Origin of the sequence: Streptomyces sp. rh34 (assembly GCF_002551245.1) — a bacterium.
Taxonomy (GTDB): Bacteria; Actinomycetota; Actinomycetes; order Streptomycetales; family Streptomycetaceae; genus Streptomyces.
The window spans coordinates 12149-28361 of sequence record NZ_NTGZ01000085.1 but is presented as its reverse complement, the minus strand read 5'-3'; the positions used below and the strand labels follow the sequence as shown (position 1 = coordinate 28361).

The window sequence follows — 16213 nt, the reverse complement described above, 5'->3', positions numbered from 1 at the left end:
CGCCGGGGGAGGGCTGCGGCGCCACCGGGGCGGACGCCCGGTGGGACGTCGGCGTCTGCAGCGGGAGGGGCTCCGGCCGGCCGCGCCAGGCGTCGGTGCGGAACCAGTCGGAGACCTGCTGCGCCGTGGGCCGCTCCTCCGGCTGCTTGGCCAGCAGTCCGAGGAGATACGAGTCGAAGGCGGCGGAGATCTCCACGCCTCGCTGCCGCAGCGGGACCGGCGGGGTGTCGACATGCTGGTACAGCGTCGCGGTCGCCGTGTCGGAGCGGAACGGCGGCTGCCCGAGCAGCAGTTGATAGACGACGCACCCCAGGGAGTACATGTCGGACGCGGAGTCGGCGGTACGTCCCAGCGCCCGCTCGGGGGCCAAGTAGAGGCTCGTGCCGACGATGTGACCGGCCGTCGTCAGCGCGGTCGAGGGATCGTCGACGAACTGGGCGATCCCGAAGTCGCCGATCTTCACCGAGCCGTCCGCGTCCAGCATCAGGTTGCCCGGCTTGATGTCACGGTGGACGATGCCCTGGCGGTGCGCGGCGGCCAGCCCGGCGGCCGCCTGGCCCGCGATCAGGGCGACCTGTTCGGGATGGACCCGCTCCTGGGCGGCCAGCAGGTCGCCGAGGCTCTGCCCCTCGACCAGCTCCATCACCAGGAAGAACCGGTCCTCCCAGGCCCCGAAGTCGAACACGGCCACCAGGTGCGGGTGGCTCAACCGGGCGGCGGTCTGCGCCTCCAGCCGGAAGCGGGCGGTCGCCGAGGCATCCGCCTGGTCCCCCAGCAGCAGCTTCACGGCCACGGCGCGCCCCAGCACCTCGTCCGTGGCGCGCCACACCTCGCCCATGCCGCCACGACCGATGGGGGATACCAATCGGTACCGACCAGCTACCAGCACCTGTACACCTATCTCGAATGGTGGCCCGCTCCGGCTGCCGGCCCCCGTGATTCCGGTCTCCGGCGGAGCCCTGGGCGGAGCGGCGAACGACATGATCAGGATATCGGTCCGGCGGAGCTCCGATGCCCTGACGACCTTTTCACCGGGCTTCGCTGACGGTCCGGCACTTCTCCTCGCCCGGCTCGGCGCAGGGAGCGCTCGCCGGACCCCGGGTCAGCCGATCAGCCGGCGGTACGCGGCATCGGCCGTGAACCCGGACTGCCCGCCCGCGAACAGCAGGTCGGCGGCCTCGAACGCCGGGTCGGACGCGGTCTCCGATACGTAGGGGACGGCGAAGCACCGCATGCCCGCCGCGTGCGCGGCCGCCGCTCCGGGCGGGGCGTCCTCCAGCACCACGCAGTCCTCCGGCTCCGCCCCCATCCGCCGGGCCGTCTCCAGGAACACGTCCGGCTCCGGCTTGCCGTGCGCGACCTCCTCGGCGGAGACGTACAGCGGGATGTACGCGTCGAGCCCGGTGACCGCGAGGACCGCCCCGATCGCGGCCCGGGACGAACCGGAGGCCACCGCCATCGGCACCCCGGCCGCGTACAGGCGCTCCACGAAGACCCGCATCTGCGGGAAGACCTCCGTCGACTCCCCGGCGAGCTCCAGATACAGGGCGTTCTTCCCGGCGAGCAGTTCCTCGACCGGGGCGTCGATCCCGTACTCCGCGCGCAGGACGGTCAGCGTCTCCCGGGTGCCGATACCGATGAACCGGGTATGGGCCTCCCAGTCGAAGTCCCGCACCCCGTACCGGGCGAGGAGCCGGCGCCCCGCCTCGTAGTAGTTCGGCTCGCTGTCCACCAGCGTCCCGTCGAGGTCGAAGATCACGTGGGGGCCGGGCGCGGTCACGGGGCGGGGAGTCATGGCTCCAGCATGCCGCAGCCGTCGGCGACGGTCCCGGTCACCCCTGACCGGACGCGGAACCCGGCCGGTCCCGGTCGCCCGCCGCACGCCCCACGGATTCCACCAGCGGCAGCACCCGGTGCGCCACCCGCTCGCGCAGCGCCACATCGGTCCGCGTCCTGACGACCCCCGGGAGCTGGATCAGCCGCTGGATCACGTCCTCCAGGTGCCCGTTGTCCCGGGCGACGACGCGGGTCAGCAGATCGCCTCCGCCCGTCGTCGAGAACGCCTCGATGATCTCGGGCACGGCCGCCAGGGCGTCGCCCACCTCGACCAGATGCCCCTGCGTGACCTCCAGGTGGACGAAGGCGAGCACGGGATGGCCGAGCGCGGCGGGGGAGAGGGTCGGCCCGGTACCGGTGATCACCCCGTCGCGCTCCAGCCGGTCGAGCCGGGCCTGCAGGGTGCCGCGGGCCACCCCGAGGACGCGCGCGTACTCCCGGACGCTGGTGCGCGGCTGCTCGATCAGCAGGCGCAGGATCCGGGTGTCGAGAGCATCCACCGCCATGATCCGCAGATCTCCTTCCGAGCCGTCCGGTGCGGCCCCGACTGTACCCAGGACGAGGGGCCCCGTGCCGCCGGGGCGGCAGGACAGCGCGTCACCCGGAGAACGACAGCAGCCAGGCCGTCAGCACGGCCGTCAGCGCGAACTGGGCCACCGCGGCGCCCCAGTACCTTCCCCAGCACAGGGCCAGCCCCACAGCGGCCAGTACGCCGCCGTACCCCGCCAGCTCCGTCACCGCGACGGCGACTTCCTCGCCGTTGTGCGCGGCGGCCCAGCCGCTCATGCCGATCGCGAGCCAGGCGTAGCCGCCGACGAGCGCGTCGAGCGGCAGAAGAGCCAGGAACACCAGGAGGTTCGCCGCTCCGCTCCGGGGCACGCGCTCCCGGGTCCCGTCCGCGCGCATGTCCATGTCCATGTCGGCATGGTGCGCCGCCCGCACGGCCCGGGGGATGAGTACGCGTACTCATCCACGAGCCCTCGAACCGGAGCGCGGCCGTCCGATGCGTACGTCCCTCGCGCGGAGCGGTGCCGTCCCGGATGGTCCGTTGGCACGCCGGTGGCCGAAGCTTCGCTAAGGATACTGGGCCATTGGTACACAGTTCTCCTCCCGATTTGATCCAAGAGCCCGACAGATGCTGCAATGGACCCATCGATGGCGCTGCGGACTTCCGCGGCGCCTTTTTCATGCGAGTTCCGCGCGGAGACGCGGGAGGGGCGGAAGTGTGCTGAAGAGGGTGTGCGTAGCACCGGATCCGGGTCGGCTGCGACTGCGGAGTGCCGCGCGCTCCGTCGTGGGGGTCGGCGGTGCGGTGGCCGCGTGCGCGGTGACCGGGCACGCGCTGGTCGCTGTGATCACGGGCGGCCTGGCCGCTCTTCTCGCCCTCTTCACGGTCACGGACGCGGACATCCGTGCGCAGGTCCTGACCACCGCCCTGTTGCCGGCGATCGGATTCCCCGTACTCGCGCTCGCGAGCGGATTGCATGATGCTCCGCTGGTCCGGGACCTGGCCTTCTTGGCCGTGGTCGGTGCGGGAGTCTTCGCGCGGCGATGGGGGCCGCGCGGGAACGCGCTGGGGATCTTCGCGTTCATGATGTTCTTCACCGCCCAGTTCCTGCACGCCACTCTCACGCAATTGCCCGAGCTTCTCACCGCTGTCGTCCTTGCCCTCCTGGTCTCCTCGGCCGTCCGTTTCGTTCTGTGGTGCTTCGAGCGCCGCTGTCCGCCCGCGCGTGTGCCCGCCCCGGCGGGAGGGCGGGGTCTGGGACGTGTGACCACCCGCCAAGCGATACAGGCGACCGCGGCCTGCGCGTTCGCTCTGGGGGCGGGGCAGGTCCTGTCGCAGGACCGCTGGTACTGGGCGGTGGGCACGGCCTGGTGGATCTTCGTGAACACCACGTCGCGCGGTGAGACGCTGGTGCGCGGCTTCCGCCGGGTTCTGGGCACCGTCCTCGGGATTCCCGCCGGACTGCTCATCGCGATTCCCGTCAACGGGAACCTCACGGGCACGACGATCCTGGTGGCGGTGTGCGTCTTCGGGGTCTTCTACACGGCCGCGGTGTCGTACTCCTGGATGATCTTCGCCGTCACGTTGATGGTCTCCCTCCTCTACGGACTGCTCGGAGTCCTGAACCCCGGACTGCTGGTGCTGCGGCTGACGGAGACCGGAGTCGGGGCGCTCGGGGCCGCCCTCGCGGTCCTGGTGGTGCTTCCCGTCACCACGCACGCGACGACCCATTCCTGGATCCAGCGCGCACTGGGGTGCGTCCACGCGTGCACCGCCCAGGCCGCTGCGCGTATCGCCGGCACCCCGGGCGCCGACCCCGAGCCCCACATCGCTGAGCTCGAACTTCTGCTGGGGCGGGTACGGCTCTCCCTCGCGCCCCTGGTTCACCCGCTCAACCCGCTGCGCGCCCGCAAGGCGCGCGCCCGCAGAGTCCTGGCCCTGCTCGACGACTGCGCCCGCGAGGTCCGCAGCCTGGCTCTTGTCGCAGCCGACCCCGACGCCTCGCACGACGCCCGCCTCGCGGCTGCCTGCTGGCGGGTCCAGTCCGCAGTCGAGATCCTCACCGCGCCCCGCCCCGGCGCGATTCCCCCAGCGCCCGTCCACACGGATCACTCCACCGCGACAGAGCCTGCCCTTGCCCACCTCCACGACCTGGAACGTGCCCTCGCCGAACTCGTCAGCCCGCTCAGCCACGCTCCTTACCCGGCGTCGGCGAACGCCTGAGGTCCGGAGTCGGGGGAGTCACCCGTAGGCCGATCCCAGCCTCTTCAGGAATCGCGGACACCGTGTCCCCGATGACCCGCCATGTGGAGGGCGTGGCGATCCAGAATCGGCCTTAATGGAGCTAACACAATGAGCTGATCTGTCGGTGGGTGATGAGACAGCAGGCGAGCTTGAGGAAGGCTTCATGCATGTCTGCTCGTCGTTCCCAGCGGATGCGGCGGCGTTTGAAGCCGTGGAGCCAGGCGAAACTGCGCTCGACGACCCAGCGGTAGGTGCCCAGCCCAGTGCCGTGGAGGGTGCCGCGGCGGGCGATGGCCGACACGATGCGGCGTTGCCGGACCTGGTCGCGGTAGATGTCGTGGTCGTACCCGCGGTCGGCGAAGAGTGAGTCCGGCTTGCGTCGCGGGTGCCCGACCCGGCCTCTGATGGGTGGGATGGCGTCGATCAGCGGCATGAGCTGGGTGACGTCGTTGCGGTTGCCGCCCGTGAGGATCACGGCAAGCGGTGTGCCGTGTCCGTCGGTGATCAGGTTGTGTTTCGATCCGGCTCGGGCACGATCGACCGGACTCGGTCGAGCGGTTCCGTGGTCAGGTCGTTCGGTAGCAAGGACACCGAAGGGATCTGGCACGAGCAGTTCGCCAAGGCAATCGATCGCAAGGTCCAACAGGCGGCGCTGCACAAGCTGGAGCTGATTCACACACGACCGCGGCGGTCCGGGATGAACCAGCGAATCCGACGATGCGCAGTTCTGGAGTCGAGGCTGTGCGACAAAGTCGCGGACATCACGTCACTGACGGTTGCAGGACCGGTGTACGCCACCACTTCACGCGGCGCGAGTCAACCCGTCGATAAGGCCTTCTGACGATCAGCAGTGACGCGTCGGCAACATCATGGAGGATGTGAGGGCGTCACACATCGGTGACCGCCGGTCAGACTGGGTGACGCGGGGGGCGGAGAAAGGGGGGCCCGGATGAGCAGACGGGAGACTGAGGAGTGGACGCGTCAGGCGAAGACGCCGGAGACCCGGGCGAGTATCCGCCGCTGGTCCCGAAGGAGTGACTTCCTCTTCTGGGTCGGCCTGCTGCTGGTGCTGGGAGGGGTGGTGTTCGTCGTCTGGAGCGTGGTCACGGAACGTCATAGCCACCCCCTCTTCTGGGGACTGATCGCGGTGACAGTGGTGCTCGTCCTCACCTGCGTGGCCCTCGGTTCACATGCAGGGGGTCGTCTCAGCGAAGCAAGATTTACCGACGGGCACGTGTCTGTCGGCCGGGTCGACGAGGTGATCACCCACACCAGCGGGGAGTCTCCCGACAACTACGACATCATGGTGAGCGCCCTGCTATCGGGCTCGGTGACGATCCGCCGGAAGATCGAGCTGGGCGCGGGGCCGGGGCACCTCAGCGACGATGATGTCGGTCGAGGGGTCCGCTTCCGCCACAACACCCTCGACCCCGATGATCTGGACGACGTGCTCTTCGACGGATGGCAGGGGGGCCGGCCACATCGGAGTACGCCACGTCAGTCACGCGTGCTGTACGCCGACGCTCAGGTGTCCGTCGGCCGGGTCGACGAGGTGGTGACCTACCCCGGGATCCCCGGAATGGGCGACCAGACCACCTACGGTCTTATGGTCAGTATCGAGTTGCCGGGGCCGGTGACGCTCCGCCGTCGCATCTGTGTGGGTGAAGAGCTGTTGCGCTCGCCAGGCAGGCGGTTCGGGCGATTGATACGCCTCCGTCACAACACCCTCGATCCCGAGAACCTCTCCGACGCGTTCTTCGACGGATGGGCGGACGAGGCGAAGGGCGGATGACGACCAGGAGGGGATCGAGGAGATCCGACCAGCGCCATCAGAGGTTTCTCCGTGCGGGAACGTAGTTGATTGGACCGGCCTTGAGAGCACGGTGTGTCATCTTCCGCCCGGAACCTCGAAGGGGAACAAGATCGAGCACCGGCTGTTCTCCCACCTCACCATGAACTGGCGAGGCAGACCCCTGACCAGCCACGAAGCCGTGATCCAGACCATCGCCGCAACCACCAGCCGCGCCGGCCTCACCGTCCAGGGCGAACTCGACGGTGGCGAGTACCCCACCGGCATCCGCATCCGCGACGAGGAGATCGCTGCCCCGCCGATCGCCCGGTCGCGGTAGTGCTGGTGGGGGGCGGAAGGGGGCGGAGGTCAGGTCGTGAGTGCCACCGCACCTGCGAAAAATCGCACCCATGCACCTCCTGGGTCGGCTCTTCAACACCACGGTCATGACCATCAGCCGCGCAGCGAAAGACATCCGCCCGCTCCTGGAAGCCCACGGGGTTCACCTCACCGCCTCAACACCCCGTTTCCACACACGGGAAGACGTCGCCAGGGTCCTCGACACCGAGTGAATCAAGATCAAACCGGCGTGTTGATTCCCGGCAAGCCCTTACAGCGCCTAACAGAATGAGGTGACGCTGCTTCGCTCCAGGTAGGAGATGGGTGTCCGGCGCTGCCGCACGGCGCCAGCACCGTCCGAGCTATGAGGTTGCCTGAGTCCGCTGCTGCCGCACGTGCCCAGGTGCCTCGACGTCGAGCTCTATGAGTATCTGTACGGGTAGCAGCGGCTCGTGCAGCTAGCGAACCATGGCCGTCATGGCGACCACCTTCTGGATCGTGATACTCGTCCTGGCTGTTCTTCTGGCTACCATCGCTGCGACCTGGCCCGGTTCGCCGACTCTGATCCGACAGCAGAGATTCTGGATACGCCGCGTGGTCGGCTTACCTTTCACTATCGACTTGGTGCTTGTTCTCGCAGCGTGTGGGCGCGCGACCAGCGAGAAGACCGTGCGCAGACTGGCTGGCAGCCCAGAAGCCCTGAAGGCGCGGCAGGAGGCGGAGTTGGCGAGCCGGGACGTCATCGCCGCCTGGGAAGCCGATACGCCGCTCACGCTGGGGCTGGTTGTTCTGGAAGATGTGTGTGTTGGCGGGAGGGCGAAGGAACTGTTCCTCCCGACAGGCTCCGACAGATACAAGATCAAATGCACGATGTCCGTTTCCGCCTACTTTGGAGCAGATCCCCGCAGGATGGCCGACACCATCGACGGAGTGCTCAGCGCTGGGGACCGCACGGGACCTCCCATCCCCTTCGACCATGAGTTCCACTACGCGCGCGCAGTTGTCGACTACTACTGCGGGAAAGCAGGCGACCCGCAAGGACCAGGAACCGGGGAACCAACACACTTGCTCGGCGGCACCACTCTCACCCTCAGCTGGGACCAGGTGCGCAGTGGGAACACAGGTCAGCTGATTGAAGAGCCACGCCCATGCAGCCCCCATGAGCCGCCGGTGCGACGTTGCCTCAACGAGCCTGCCTCGACCAGCGTGGCGGTTCTGCGACGCGAGTACGGGATGGTTTTCAGGATCACTATGCCTGTCAAGGACTACTTCACCGTCTGGAAGTAGCCGGATTGGTCTCACGGGCCGGCATCGGCCTTCGCAGTGAGTCGATCTGTCGGTGGGTGATGAGGCAGCAGGCGAGTTTGAGGAAGGCTTCGTGGATGTCGGCTCGGCGTTCCCAGCGGATGCGGAGGCGTTTGAAGCCGTGGAGCCAGGCGAAGCTGCGTTCGACGACCCAGCGGTATTTGCCCAGTCCGGTGCCGTGGAGGGTGCCGCGGCGGGCGATTGCCGGGACGATGCGGCGTTGCCGGACCTGGTCGCGGTAGATGTCGTGGTCGTATCCGCGGTCGGCGAAGAGTGAGTCCGGCTTCCGTCGCGGATGCCCGACCCGGCCCCTGATAGGTGGGATGGCGTCGATCAGCGGCAGGAGCTGGGTGACGTCGTTGCGGTTGCCGCTGGTGAGGATCACGGCGAGCGGTGTGCCGTGTCCGTCGGTGATCAGGTGGTGTTTCGATCCGGTTCGGCCACGATCGACCGGACCAAGGGCGGGGGGTGCCCCGGCTGGTGGTCCGGTGCGGGTCGATTCCTCGCCCGGGGTCGAGCTGCTGCTCGCGATCGGCGCGGAGCAGCCCGAGCTGCTGCTCACCGGGCGCACGCTCCGGGACCAGGGCCTGATGGTGACCGGGCTCCTGGACGCGGGGTGGCCGGTGCCGCTGCTCCTGGAGGTGATCACGCGCCCGCTGCCCGACCCGCTGCGCCGCTCGGTCGGCGCGGTGATCGGCGGCCGCCTGAAGGCAGCCGCCTCGATGCCGGTCCCCGGCTCCGCAGCCGGCGCGGCCGTCGTACCGCACCAGGCCCCGGGCCCGGACCGTGGTGTGGCACCGGGGGAGGGGCGCCGCTGGGACGACGCACCGACACCCACCCCGCCCGCGTGGGCGGACCTGGAGCAGCAGCACGACCAGCTCCGGCGCGGTATCGACCTGCGCCCCGGCTGCGAAGCCGACGACGGCCTCTGCCCCACCCTCGCCGTGGCTGGCGAGACCCTGTGCCCCCTGCACCTCGGATGGCCACTCTGCCCCGGCCACGACGGATACACCTGCACCGTCCGCACCCGCACCGGCGCCCACTGCGCCCCCTGCCAGGACCAGGCCCGCTACGCCCGCCTCGACGCCGAACTCCCCGTGACCGAAACCGACGACGGCACCTGCCCCGGCCACGGAGACCCATGCGGCCGCGCCGCTCTCCTCGGGGACCCGCTCTGCGGTTGTTGCCGCATCGCCGCCCAGCGCGACCGCGACCGCGTCGTACGCGAGTGGGAAGCGGTCCGCGACGCCGCCGTAGCCACCGCCACGGCACAAGAGGCCCCGCAGGAGGCCCCAGCGCCGTTCTGAGCAGCCCCAGGCCAGGAGCCCAGACGCCCGGGCGGGGATCGGCGCTCAGCGGCCCACAGTGGCCAGCCGGGACAGCAGGCCGACGATCGCGCGCTGCTGACGCGAAGGCGACTTGACCAGGCAGGCGGTGGCAGATAGGCGGCACATCGAAGCTCCGGTGGTTCAGGGCGACTTGTCAAGGTCGCCCCGTCAACCGGAGCCTCGTTGTTCAGGTGTCGGCCATCCGACACAGCGTCACGCAGCCGTGACCAGCACACATCCGTGATCACCCGGACTTTGAACCGCCCTGGGTCACGGGGCCTCGAAATTGGTCACGGGTAGCGCCTTGTCCACCCGAACGGCGGCCAAGTCGTCGTGGCGGATCACAAAACTCGTGTAGTACTCCTCGTAGACCGGGGATTCGCCGGCGAGCGATATCCATTCGCTCGTCAGCCGGTGCTTTTCCTTCTCCAGGTGGGAATACCATTTCTCGATCGGGATGGCTGGGATCTCGCCTGCCTTCTCGCGTCCCGCGAGGGTCTGCTCCGCAATGCTGTTGATCACCTCATCATCGGCGTACCCGCCGATGAAAACGCTGGCGCCAGACGGCCAGAGGTCGTGGGCCAGATCCCGAAGTTCGTCCAGGTGCGGCAGGTCACGCTCCATGTACCGGACCAACTGCTGCTGGAAGGGCGACATGTCCTCCCAATCGAAATCCTCCCAGTACTCGTGCCAGTCCTCGTCGCCCTCCTGGAGCCAAAGGGGCAGTCTGGCTCCGAGCTCGGCGCCGACATCGAACCGCTCGCGGACACACACGGAGCCGGGGGCTTCCGCGACCGCCGTTTCGGTGCCGTCCGGCACATACACGACTCGCGCGTACCTCCCGGAACCGTCCTCATGGTCCATCTCCTGGTCCACGAAGAAGAGCAGCGTCCCGTCCTCCGGCAGGTCGAAACCGTCGACTCTCGGCAGCGCCCCACAATCGACGGAAAAGAGCATCGGCAACGGACTGTCCCCGGCGGACGGCCACTTCATGCCCACCGGCAGCCGGGGCAGCCCACCGAACTGCCCGACCGGAGAACCACCACCCGCCCCGGACAACTCGATCGACAAACGAAGGTGCTGGCTGAATCTGCTGACCTCGTCGTCCGGGATGCCCAACTCAAGCGCTGCCCGACGAAACTCTCCCTGATGATCCATGCCCGAGAAGATAACCCTTTCCAACGCAGCGGTGTCAGGTGTCATCGGGGGGTTGGTGGGCACTGAGCCCTTTTCATCTTGATCGGATGGCGAGTGCGAGGGCGACGACGGCACGGACGACGGCTGTGATCCGGGTGGTGCCGCAGCGGAGCTTCCGCAGGAGCCGCCAGGGCTTGAGGATGGCCATGGCACGTTCGCCGTGACTGCGGATCTTGGCGTGATCGCGGTTGTGACGTCGGCGCCGGCCGCGCAGGTGCTTGCCCGGATCGGGACGCGGATCGCAGGGCCGGCGCCCTGATATGCCTTGTCGGCCCAGCACTTGATGTCGTCTGCGGCCAGGGCGGCGGGAATGCCGTGGGGCCCGCGCCGTGGTCAGGTCGTGTGTGGCTCCCGGCAGTGCGTCCGAGGCCCGGATCAGGCGTCCGGCGGGATCGGCAAGGACCTGCACGTTCATCCCGTGGTGCTTCTTCTTCCCCGAGCAGTACGGCCGGTCGGCAGCGATGCGGCCGATCGGCAGCACGGCGCCGTCGAGGACCATGTACGCCTTCTGGTGCCGCCTCAGGCAACGTTTGCCCTGTCGACGACGGCGCGTAGGCGCCGGTCGTCGGCATGGCGGTTTCGCCAAATGATGTAGCGGCGGATCATGCTGCCCTGCTCTTTGTGGTCGGCGTGGTCCGTGCCGTCCAGGGTGAAGTAGCGCAGGGCTGTGAACTGGGCCTCGATGCGGTTGAGCCAGGAGCTGTTGGTCGGGGTGTAGGCCATCTCGACGTTGTTCGCCACGGCCCAGGTGCCGACACGCTGGCATCTCTTCGTGGTCAGGTGCGGGAGAAGTTGTCACTGACGATCGCGATCCGCACGGTCGGTGGGTAGAGGCTGCGCAGGTAGCGGCAGAACTCCAGGAACTGCGTCCGCCGCTTGACCGGTTTGATGTGGCCGTAGAGCTTGTCCTTGGCCAGGTCCAGGGCGGCGAACAGGTGGCGTACTCCGCCGTAGCGGTTGTAGGTAGCCCGGCGCCGCCGGCGGGGTTCCCGGGATTGGATCACTGTCCAGGTCCCGCGTGTTGTCCCTGCTGAACTCGCGCAGCACTGAACGCGTGGACGGGACCGTCGCGCCACTCCACCCACTGCGGGAAGAAGGTCCGCAGATTTCTACCTGACGGTCTGGTGCCGCTGCCCGGTACAGGTCTTAGACGGCGTGTCATTTGGCGTGCTGAGTAGTGTTCGGACGTGACGATCGTGGAGCGTCTGGTCCCGGACGGGTTGTGGGAGTTGTTCCACCGAGTGGTGCCAGTGGCGCCTGTGCGACCGCAAGGTGGTGGACGGCGGCGCTACGGCGACCGGGAGGTACTGGCTGCCGTCCTGTTCGTGGCTACCTCTGGCTGCACCTGGCGGCAGACCCCCGAGGTGTTCGGTCCGTCGTGGTCGACGGTGTACCGGCGCTTCACGGAGTGGAGCCAGGCCCGGGTGTGGGCCAAGCTCCACCGCCTGGTGCTAGACGAGCTGGGTGCCCGCGGGGACTTGGACTGGTCGCGGTGCGCGATCGATTCGGTGAACATGCGGCCCCTGAAAAAGGGGACCTGACGGGTCCCAATCCTGTAGATCGGGGCAAGTTCGGCTCGAAGATCCACTTGATCACCGACCGGACCGGTCTGCCCCTTTCCGTCGGCATCTCCGGCGCCAATCTCCACGACAGCCAGGCACTCGAGCCGCTCGTGCGCGGGATACCGCCGATCCGATCCCGCCGTGGCCCGCGTCGACGACGACCGGCCAAACTCTATGCGGACAAGGCCTACGACAACCGCCACTTGCGGCAATGGCTCCGTTCCCGGCACATCACACCCCGCATCGCCCGTAAAGGCATCGAGTCCTCCGAGCGGCTCGGGCGCCACCGCTGGACGATCGAGCGAACGATGTCCTGGCTTGCAGGATGCCGCCGTCTGCACCGTCGCTACGAGCGCAAGGCCGACCACTTCCTCGCCTTCGCCGGCATCGCCGCTACCCTTATCTGCTACCGGCGACTCGCCAGATAGCAATACCCTTCGGCACTCCAGGTCAGCGCCACTCGGGCGGAATGTTGGCGAGCTGCGTCAGCAGGTCCCAGTCAGCTGAACGGAACTTCGCGTCGTGCCATTGGGCGCCGCTGGCGACCCAGTATCCACGCAGCTCGCGGACCTGCGACACGTTGTCATCGCCGATGCCGGATTCGTTGTAGCAGCAGGGGCAGATGACGTACTCCGGTACGCCGTACTCGTCGAACACCGCTTCGCCATCGTCGTACCCGCAGATCCGGCAGGCGGTCTCGGTCTTGTCGTCCATGCTCATCTCGGCCAGAGCCTACCGATCGACGCCAAATGACACGACGTCTTACACTCCGAACCGCCTGGGAAAGACCACTCACCACGATCTGCCCAGCGGGAAGCCTGCGATGTCTCGGCGTGCTGACTGACTGAGCGACAAGGGCCGCAAGCGATCGAGATGTCACTCGGCAGTCGGCGCTCCTTGCTCGGTGCTGAGGCTGGAACGTAGTTGCAGGAAGGCCAGTGCTTTTCGGGCGGCCGTACGCACCGCGTCGGAGGTGTCTGCGGCCGTCTTGTCTTTCAGGAACTGTGGGACATCGGGCTCGTCCGGCCATACGAGGGTAATTACTCTGACGAGGTCGGCCCGGAGGTCCTCATCTTCCTCGCGAGCGGCTAGTTCGATGAGAGCTCGACAGGCTCTGTCTGGGTAGCGGTGGGCAAGAGCACGCATGACGGCTCGCCTGACGTCGGGGTCGTTGTCGGTGGTGGCGCGCATGATGGTGTCGAAGGCTTCTGGCCGGTCGTGCCACTGCTCCCCCAGTGCGGTTAGTGCGGTGCGTCGGACACCGGGGCCGTCGTCGGTGGTGGCGCGTAGGACGGTGTCGAAGGCCTGTGGCCGGTCGTGCCACCGCTCCCCCAGTGCGGTTAGTGCGATGCGTCGGACACCGGGGCCGTCGTCGGTGGTGGCGCGCATGATGGTGTTGAAGGCTTCTGGCCGGTCGTGCCACTGCTCCCCCAGTGCGGTTAGTGCGGTGCGTCGGACACCGGGGTCGGTGTCGGTGGTGGCGCGTAGGACGGTGTTGAAGGCTTCTGGCCGGTCGTGCCACCGCTCCCCCAGTGCGGTTAGTGCGGTGTGTCGGACCTGGAGGTCGTTGTCGGTGGTGGCGCGCAGGAAGGTGTTGAAGGCTTCTGGCCGGTCGTGCCACTGCTCCCCCAGTGCGGTTAGTGCGGTGCGTCGGACACCGGGCTCGTTGTCGGTGGTGGCGCGCAGGACGGTGTTGAAGGCTTCTGGCCGGTCGTGCCACTGCTCCCCCAGTGCGGTTAGTGCGGTGTGTCGGACACCGGGGTTGTTGTCGGTGGTGGCGCGCATGATGGTGTCGAAGGCTTCTGGCCGGTCGTGCCACCGCTCCCCCAGTGCGGTTAGTGCGGTGCGTCGGACGTCGGCGTTGTTGTCGGTGGTGGCGCGCATGATGGTGTCGAAGGCCTGTGGCCGGTCGTGCCACCGCTCCTTAAACGCGGCTAGTGCGGTGCGTCGGACACCGGGGTTGTTGTCGGTGGTGGCGCGCATGATGGTGTCGAAGGCTTCTGGCCGGTCGTGCCACCGCTCCCCCAGTGCGGTTAGTGCGGTGTGTCGGACCTGGAGGTCGTTGTCGGTGGTGGCGCGCATGATGGTGTCGAAGGCTTCTGGCCGGTCGTGCCACCGCTCCCCCAATGCGGCCAGGATCGGTCCTCTTTGTGCTTCGAACTTGTCTCCGAGGCTGGAAGCATGGAAAAGGACGATGGCTTCTCGCGGATTTCGACTGAGCGCCGCAGCCACGGCACCTGCGGTGCCGAACAAATCCAAGCGCATATCTTCCTGGGCGTAATACCAGCGCATATAGCGGTCACGGCCGCTCCAAAAGTGACCGAAGGTTCCCAGCGCCGGCAGCGCCTCCTGCAAGCCGTACATGAACACGCCCTGAAAGGCCGCGGTGAGGGCGTCGATGACAGCGTCGCTCTGCGCTGCCACCGACAGGTGCGGGTCGGAAGTCCCCGGGACGTACGGTGCGCCGATGTCGGCGGTCTCCGCCAGCACCCTGATGGCCAGGACCAGCATCGGTGCCTCGTAGAAATTATTGACGTGCTGGCGGTGAAGCTGGAGGAGTCGGCTGAGGAGAGCGGCGACATCGCGTTGCCTGAGCCCGCCGGCCATGAGGAGGAGCACCTCGTGCCAGTGAGGGTCTCGGGCCTGGCGGGTGAGGAGGTCGATGAGGTGGTCGCGGGTCCATTCTTCTTCTTCGCGGCGACGAAGGAGGTCGGTGGCGGCGAGGTATTCGAGGAACGTTCGGTGGACGAAGCCGTAGAGGCCGCCACCGTAGTGAGCCAGGAGGAAGTTGCGGGAGCGCAGGTGCTCGACCATGAGGCCGGCAGCGACGTCGGCTGCGGGCGACGCGATGTTGGACTCGGTCAGGAAGTTGCGGATGATGCCGGTGAGGTCATCGTGGCGGATGAAGGTACCCGCGGGTTTTCCCGCCCCTTCCTGCATGGCGCGGGCGATGCGTTCCAGGAGCTTCACCCGACGCCCGGCGGTCAGGCCCTCCAGCGCGTGGGCGACATCACTGGTGGGAGGGGAGGGAGGCGTGAGGAACTTGGCGTCCTTGTCCCACCGCTCGACCAGCACATCGATGGCGTGGGCGTAGACCTCCCGCCGCTCACGGGGGATGGTCCGTCCCATGCCGATGGCCGCCAAAATCGTCAGCAGGAGCGGGTTGCCCGCGAGTTCAGCCACCGGCCGCACCGTTCGCACAGCGCTCAGGAGCCGTTCGGTCAACTGGTTGGCGAGCTGAGGCTTCTCCGGATGGGCTGCCGCGTACCAGCGGCGGATGAACGTCTCGACCTGGCCGGAGTCCAGGTTCTGCAACATGACCTGGGCGAAGTTGTTGGTCACGAACTCGTGAGACCGGTAGCCGTACTCCCGCGAAGTGACCACCGTGCGTACCTGACGGTAGTGCGCCGAGAAGGCAGTGATCCGGCGGGTGGTCTGAGCACGTACGGCCGGGTCGAAGATCTCGTCCAGGCCGTCGAAGACCACGACCGCACGCCCGGACTCCAAAAAGCCCTCCAGCACAGGCCGGGGCAGACCCATGCGTTCCTGCACGTGCACGTGATCGAGGAACTCCTCGATCGTGCGCTCCCGCCAGTGCGGCTGCGCGTACTGGCGCAGCTCCACCAAGACCGGCACCAGCCCTGCAAGCGGCTCGAGCGAGGACGGCATCTTGCTGAGCCCACCTGCCAGAGCCAACGTGAGGTACTTCGCCAGGGTCGACTTGCCCGCGCCCGGATCCCCCAGCACCACCAACCGCCGCCCGCTCTCCTGAGCCAGCACCGACAGCACCGGCTGCGCCACCGCCTGGCGAGCAGCCTCCTCGCGTCCCAGCTCCCGCGCCGAACGGGAGAGCTCCTCGTCATCTACGAGCTCCCCCACCTCCACCAACCGCCGACGCACCCCTTCCTCCAGCTGCGGCACGAACGGACGGCACGCCTGCGGCATGAACACCTGCCGCAGCTCGATCACCGGCTGCTCACCAGCAAGGCCGGAAGGCCCCAGCACGTCCAGGTTCAGCCTCTGGTGCACCTCCCGGACCCGCCCCAGGTACACGGTGACCGCCGCCCGGACCTGGGCCTGTTCATCTCCGCGCTCCCGGGACACC

At 68.0% G+C, this 16213-nt stretch carries 14 protein-coding genes and 4 pseudogenes; 7 read left to right on the top strand and 11 right to left on the bottom strand.

Features of this window, described 5'->3' with window-relative positions:
• The 4 genes from CR470_RS17790 to CR470_RS17775 form a co-directional block, all read right to left on the bottom strand.
• Positions 1-838: serine/threonine-protein kinase (locus CR470_RS17790; protein ID WP_257138753.1), on the bottom strand; the 838-nt coding region annotated here is incomplete at its 3' end.
• 264 nt (positions 839-1102) lie between these two features.
• Complete coding sequence (locus tag CR470_RS17785; protein ID WP_097868573.1) at positions 1103-1795, bottom strand: HAD family hydrolase; 693 nt, start codon at positions 1793-1795, stop codon at positions 1103-1105.
• Between the two features lie 37 nt (positions 1796-1832).
• Positions 1833-2342 (bottom strand): Lrp/AsnC family transcriptional regulator, encoded by a 510-nt coding sequence (locus CR470_RS17780; protein ID WP_097868572.1) that lies wholly within the window; start codon positions 2340-2342, stop codon positions 1833-1835.
• A 91-nt stretch (positions 2343-2433) separates the two neighbouring features.
• Positions 2434-2754: a hypothetical protein gene (locus CR470_RS17775; protein WP_097868579.1), complete on the bottom strand. Its 321-nt coding sequence runs from the start codon at positions 2752-2754 to the stop codon at positions 2434-2436.
• 307 nt (positions 2755-3061) lie between these two features.
• Between CR470_RS17775 and CR470_RS17770 the strand changes: the two genes are divergently transcribed.
• On the top strand, positions 3062-4567 hold the full coding sequence (locus CR470_RS17770) for an FUSC family protein (protein ID WP_097868571.1): 1506 nt from the start codon (positions 3062-3064) through the stop codon (positions 4565-4567).
• Between the two features lie 121 nt (positions 4568-4688).
• Here the strand turns inward: CR470_RS17770 and CR470_RS17765 are convergent.
• Positions 4689-5138 (bottom strand): annotated as a pseudogene (locus CR470_RS17765) (IS5 family transposase); the annotation flags it as partial.
• Between the two features lie 399 nt (positions 5139-5537).
• Between CR470_RS17765 and CR470_RS17755 the strand changes: the two are divergent.
• The 4 genes and pseudogenes from CR470_RS17755 (at position 5538) to CR470_RS17745 (ending at position 8003) form a co-directional block, all read left to right on the top strand.
• Positions 5538-6380: a hypothetical protein gene (locus CR470_RS17755; protein ID WP_097868570.1), complete on the top strand. Its 843-nt coding sequence runs from the start codon at positions 5538-5540 to the stop codon at positions 6378-6380.
• Positions 6381-6453: 73 nt separating this feature from the next.
• Positions 6454-6702 (top strand): annotated as a pseudogene (locus tag CR470_RS17750) (ISAzo13-like element transposase-related protein); the annotation flags it as partial.
• An 85-nt stretch (positions 6703-6787) separates the two neighbouring features.
• On the top strand, positions 6788-6949 hold the full coding sequence (locus tag CR470_RS39595; RefSeq protein WP_179892295.1) for a hypothetical protein: 162 nt from the start codon (positions 6788-6790) through the stop codon (positions 6947-6949).
• 244 nt (positions 6950-7193) lie between these two features.
• On the top strand, positions 7194-8003 hold the full coding sequence (locus CR470_RS17745; protein ID WP_143663832.1) for a hypothetical protein: 810 nt from the start codon (positions 7194-7196) through the stop codon (positions 8001-8003).
• On the opposite strand, the pseudogene CR470_RS17740 reads toward CR470_RS17745, so the two are convergent.
• Positions 7987-8559, bottom strand: a pseudogene (locus CR470_RS17740) (IS5 family transposase); the annotation flags it as partial. The gene CR470_RS17745 and the pseudogene CR470_RS17740 sit on opposite strands and share 17 nt — an antisense overlap.
• On the opposite strand from CR470_RS17740, the gene CR470_RS17735 reads away from it, so the two are divergent.
• Positions 8510-9328: a hypothetical protein gene (locus CR470_RS17735; RefSeq protein WP_143663831.1), complete on the top strand. Its 819-nt coding sequence runs from the start codon at positions 8510-8512 to the stop codon at positions 9326-9328. The pseudogene CR470_RS17740 and the gene CR470_RS17735 overlap by 50 nt on opposite strands.
• Positions 9329-9619: 291 nt before the next feature.
• Here CR470_RS17735 and CR470_RS17730 read toward each other — a convergent pair whose 3' ends face one another.
• From CR470_RS17730 to CR470_RS41155, 3 genes and pseudogenes are all read right to left on the bottom strand, one after another.
• Entirely contained in the window at positions 9620-10552 is a 933-nt protein-coding gene (locus CR470_RS17730) for a YwqG family protein (protein ID WP_257138752.1), read from the bottom strand.
• A 28-nt stretch (positions 10553-10580) separates the two neighbouring features.
• Positions 10581-11045 (bottom strand): transposase family protein, encoded by a 465-nt coding sequence (locus CR470_RS39590; protein WP_179892294.1) that lies wholly within the window; start codon positions 11043-11045, stop codon positions 10581-10583.
• Positions 11046-11065: 20 nt separating this feature from the next.
• Positions 11066-11538 (bottom strand): annotated as a pseudogene (locus CR470_RS41155) (transposase); the annotation flags it as partial.
• A 201-nt stretch (positions 11539-11739) separates the two neighbouring features.
• On the opposite strand from CR470_RS41155, the gene CR470_RS17715 reads away from it, so the two are divergent.
• Positions 11740-12536 (top strand): IS5 family transposase gene (locus CR470_RS17715; RefSeq protein ID WP_373561423.1). Its coding sequence is split into 2 segments (ribosomal slippage): positions 11740-12064 and positions 12064-12536, totalling 798 coding nucleotides; the frame shifts between segments, so codons are not numbered across the junction.
• 22 nt (positions 12537-12558) lie between these two features.
• On the opposite strand, the gene CR470_RS17710 is transcribed toward CR470_RS17715, so the two are convergent.
• Both CR470_RS17710 and CR470_RS17705 read right to left on the bottom strand, forming a co-directional pair.
• A complete protein-coding gene (locus CR470_RS17710; protein ID WP_179892292.1) occupies positions 12559-12828 on the bottom strand; it encodes a hypothetical protein in 270 nt (89 codons plus the stop codon).
• A 156-nt stretch (positions 12829-12984) separates the two neighbouring features.
• Positions 12985-16212, bottom strand: coding sequence for a HEAT repeat domain-containing protein (locus CR470_RS17705; protein WP_143663829.1), 3228 nt, complete (start codon positions 16210-16212; stop codon positions 12985-12987).
• Position 16213 lies beyond the last annotated feature (1 nt).

What these genes read in the sequence shown, in the direction of transcription:
- CR470_RS17730 (WP_257138752.1), bottom strand. Translation starts at nt 10,552, where the DNA reads ATGACACCTGACACCGCTGCGTTGGAAAGGGTTATCTTCTCGGGCATG.
- CR470_RS39590 (WP_179892294.1), bottom strand. Translation starts at nt 11,045, where the DNA reads ATGGTCCTCGACGGCGCCGTGCTGCCGATCGGCCGCATCGCTGCCGAC.
- CR470_RS17775 (WP_097868579.1), bottom strand. Translation starts at nt 2,754, where the DNA reads ATGGACATGGACATGCGCGCGGACGGGACCCGGGAGCGCGTGCCCCGG.
- CR470_RS17785 (WP_097868573.1), bottom strand. Translation starts at nt 1,795, where the DNA reads ATGACTCCCCGCCCCGTGACCGCGCCCGGCCCCCACGTGATCTTCGAC.
- CR470_RS17755 (WP_097868570.1), top strand. Translation starts at nt 5,538, where the DNA reads ATGAGCAGACGGGAGACTGAGGAGTGGACGCGTCAGGCGAAGACGCCG.
- CR470_RS17710 (WP_179892292.1), bottom strand. Translation starts at nt 12,828, where the DNA reads ATGAGCATGGACGACAAGACCGAGACCGCCTGCCGGATCTGCGGGTAC.
- CR470_RS17745 (WP_143663832.1), top strand. Translation starts at nt 7,194, where the DNA reads ATGGCGACCACCTTCTGGATCGTGATACTCGTCCTGGCTGTTCTTCTG.
- CR470_RS17780 (WP_097868572.1), bottom strand. Translation starts at nt 2,342, where the DNA reads ATGGCGGTGGATGCTCTCGACACCCGGATCCTGCGCCTGCTGATCGAG.
- CR470_RS39595 (WP_179892295.1), top strand. Translation starts at nt 6,788, where the DNA reads ATGCACCTCCTGGGTCGGCTCTTCAACACCACGGTCATGACCATCAGC.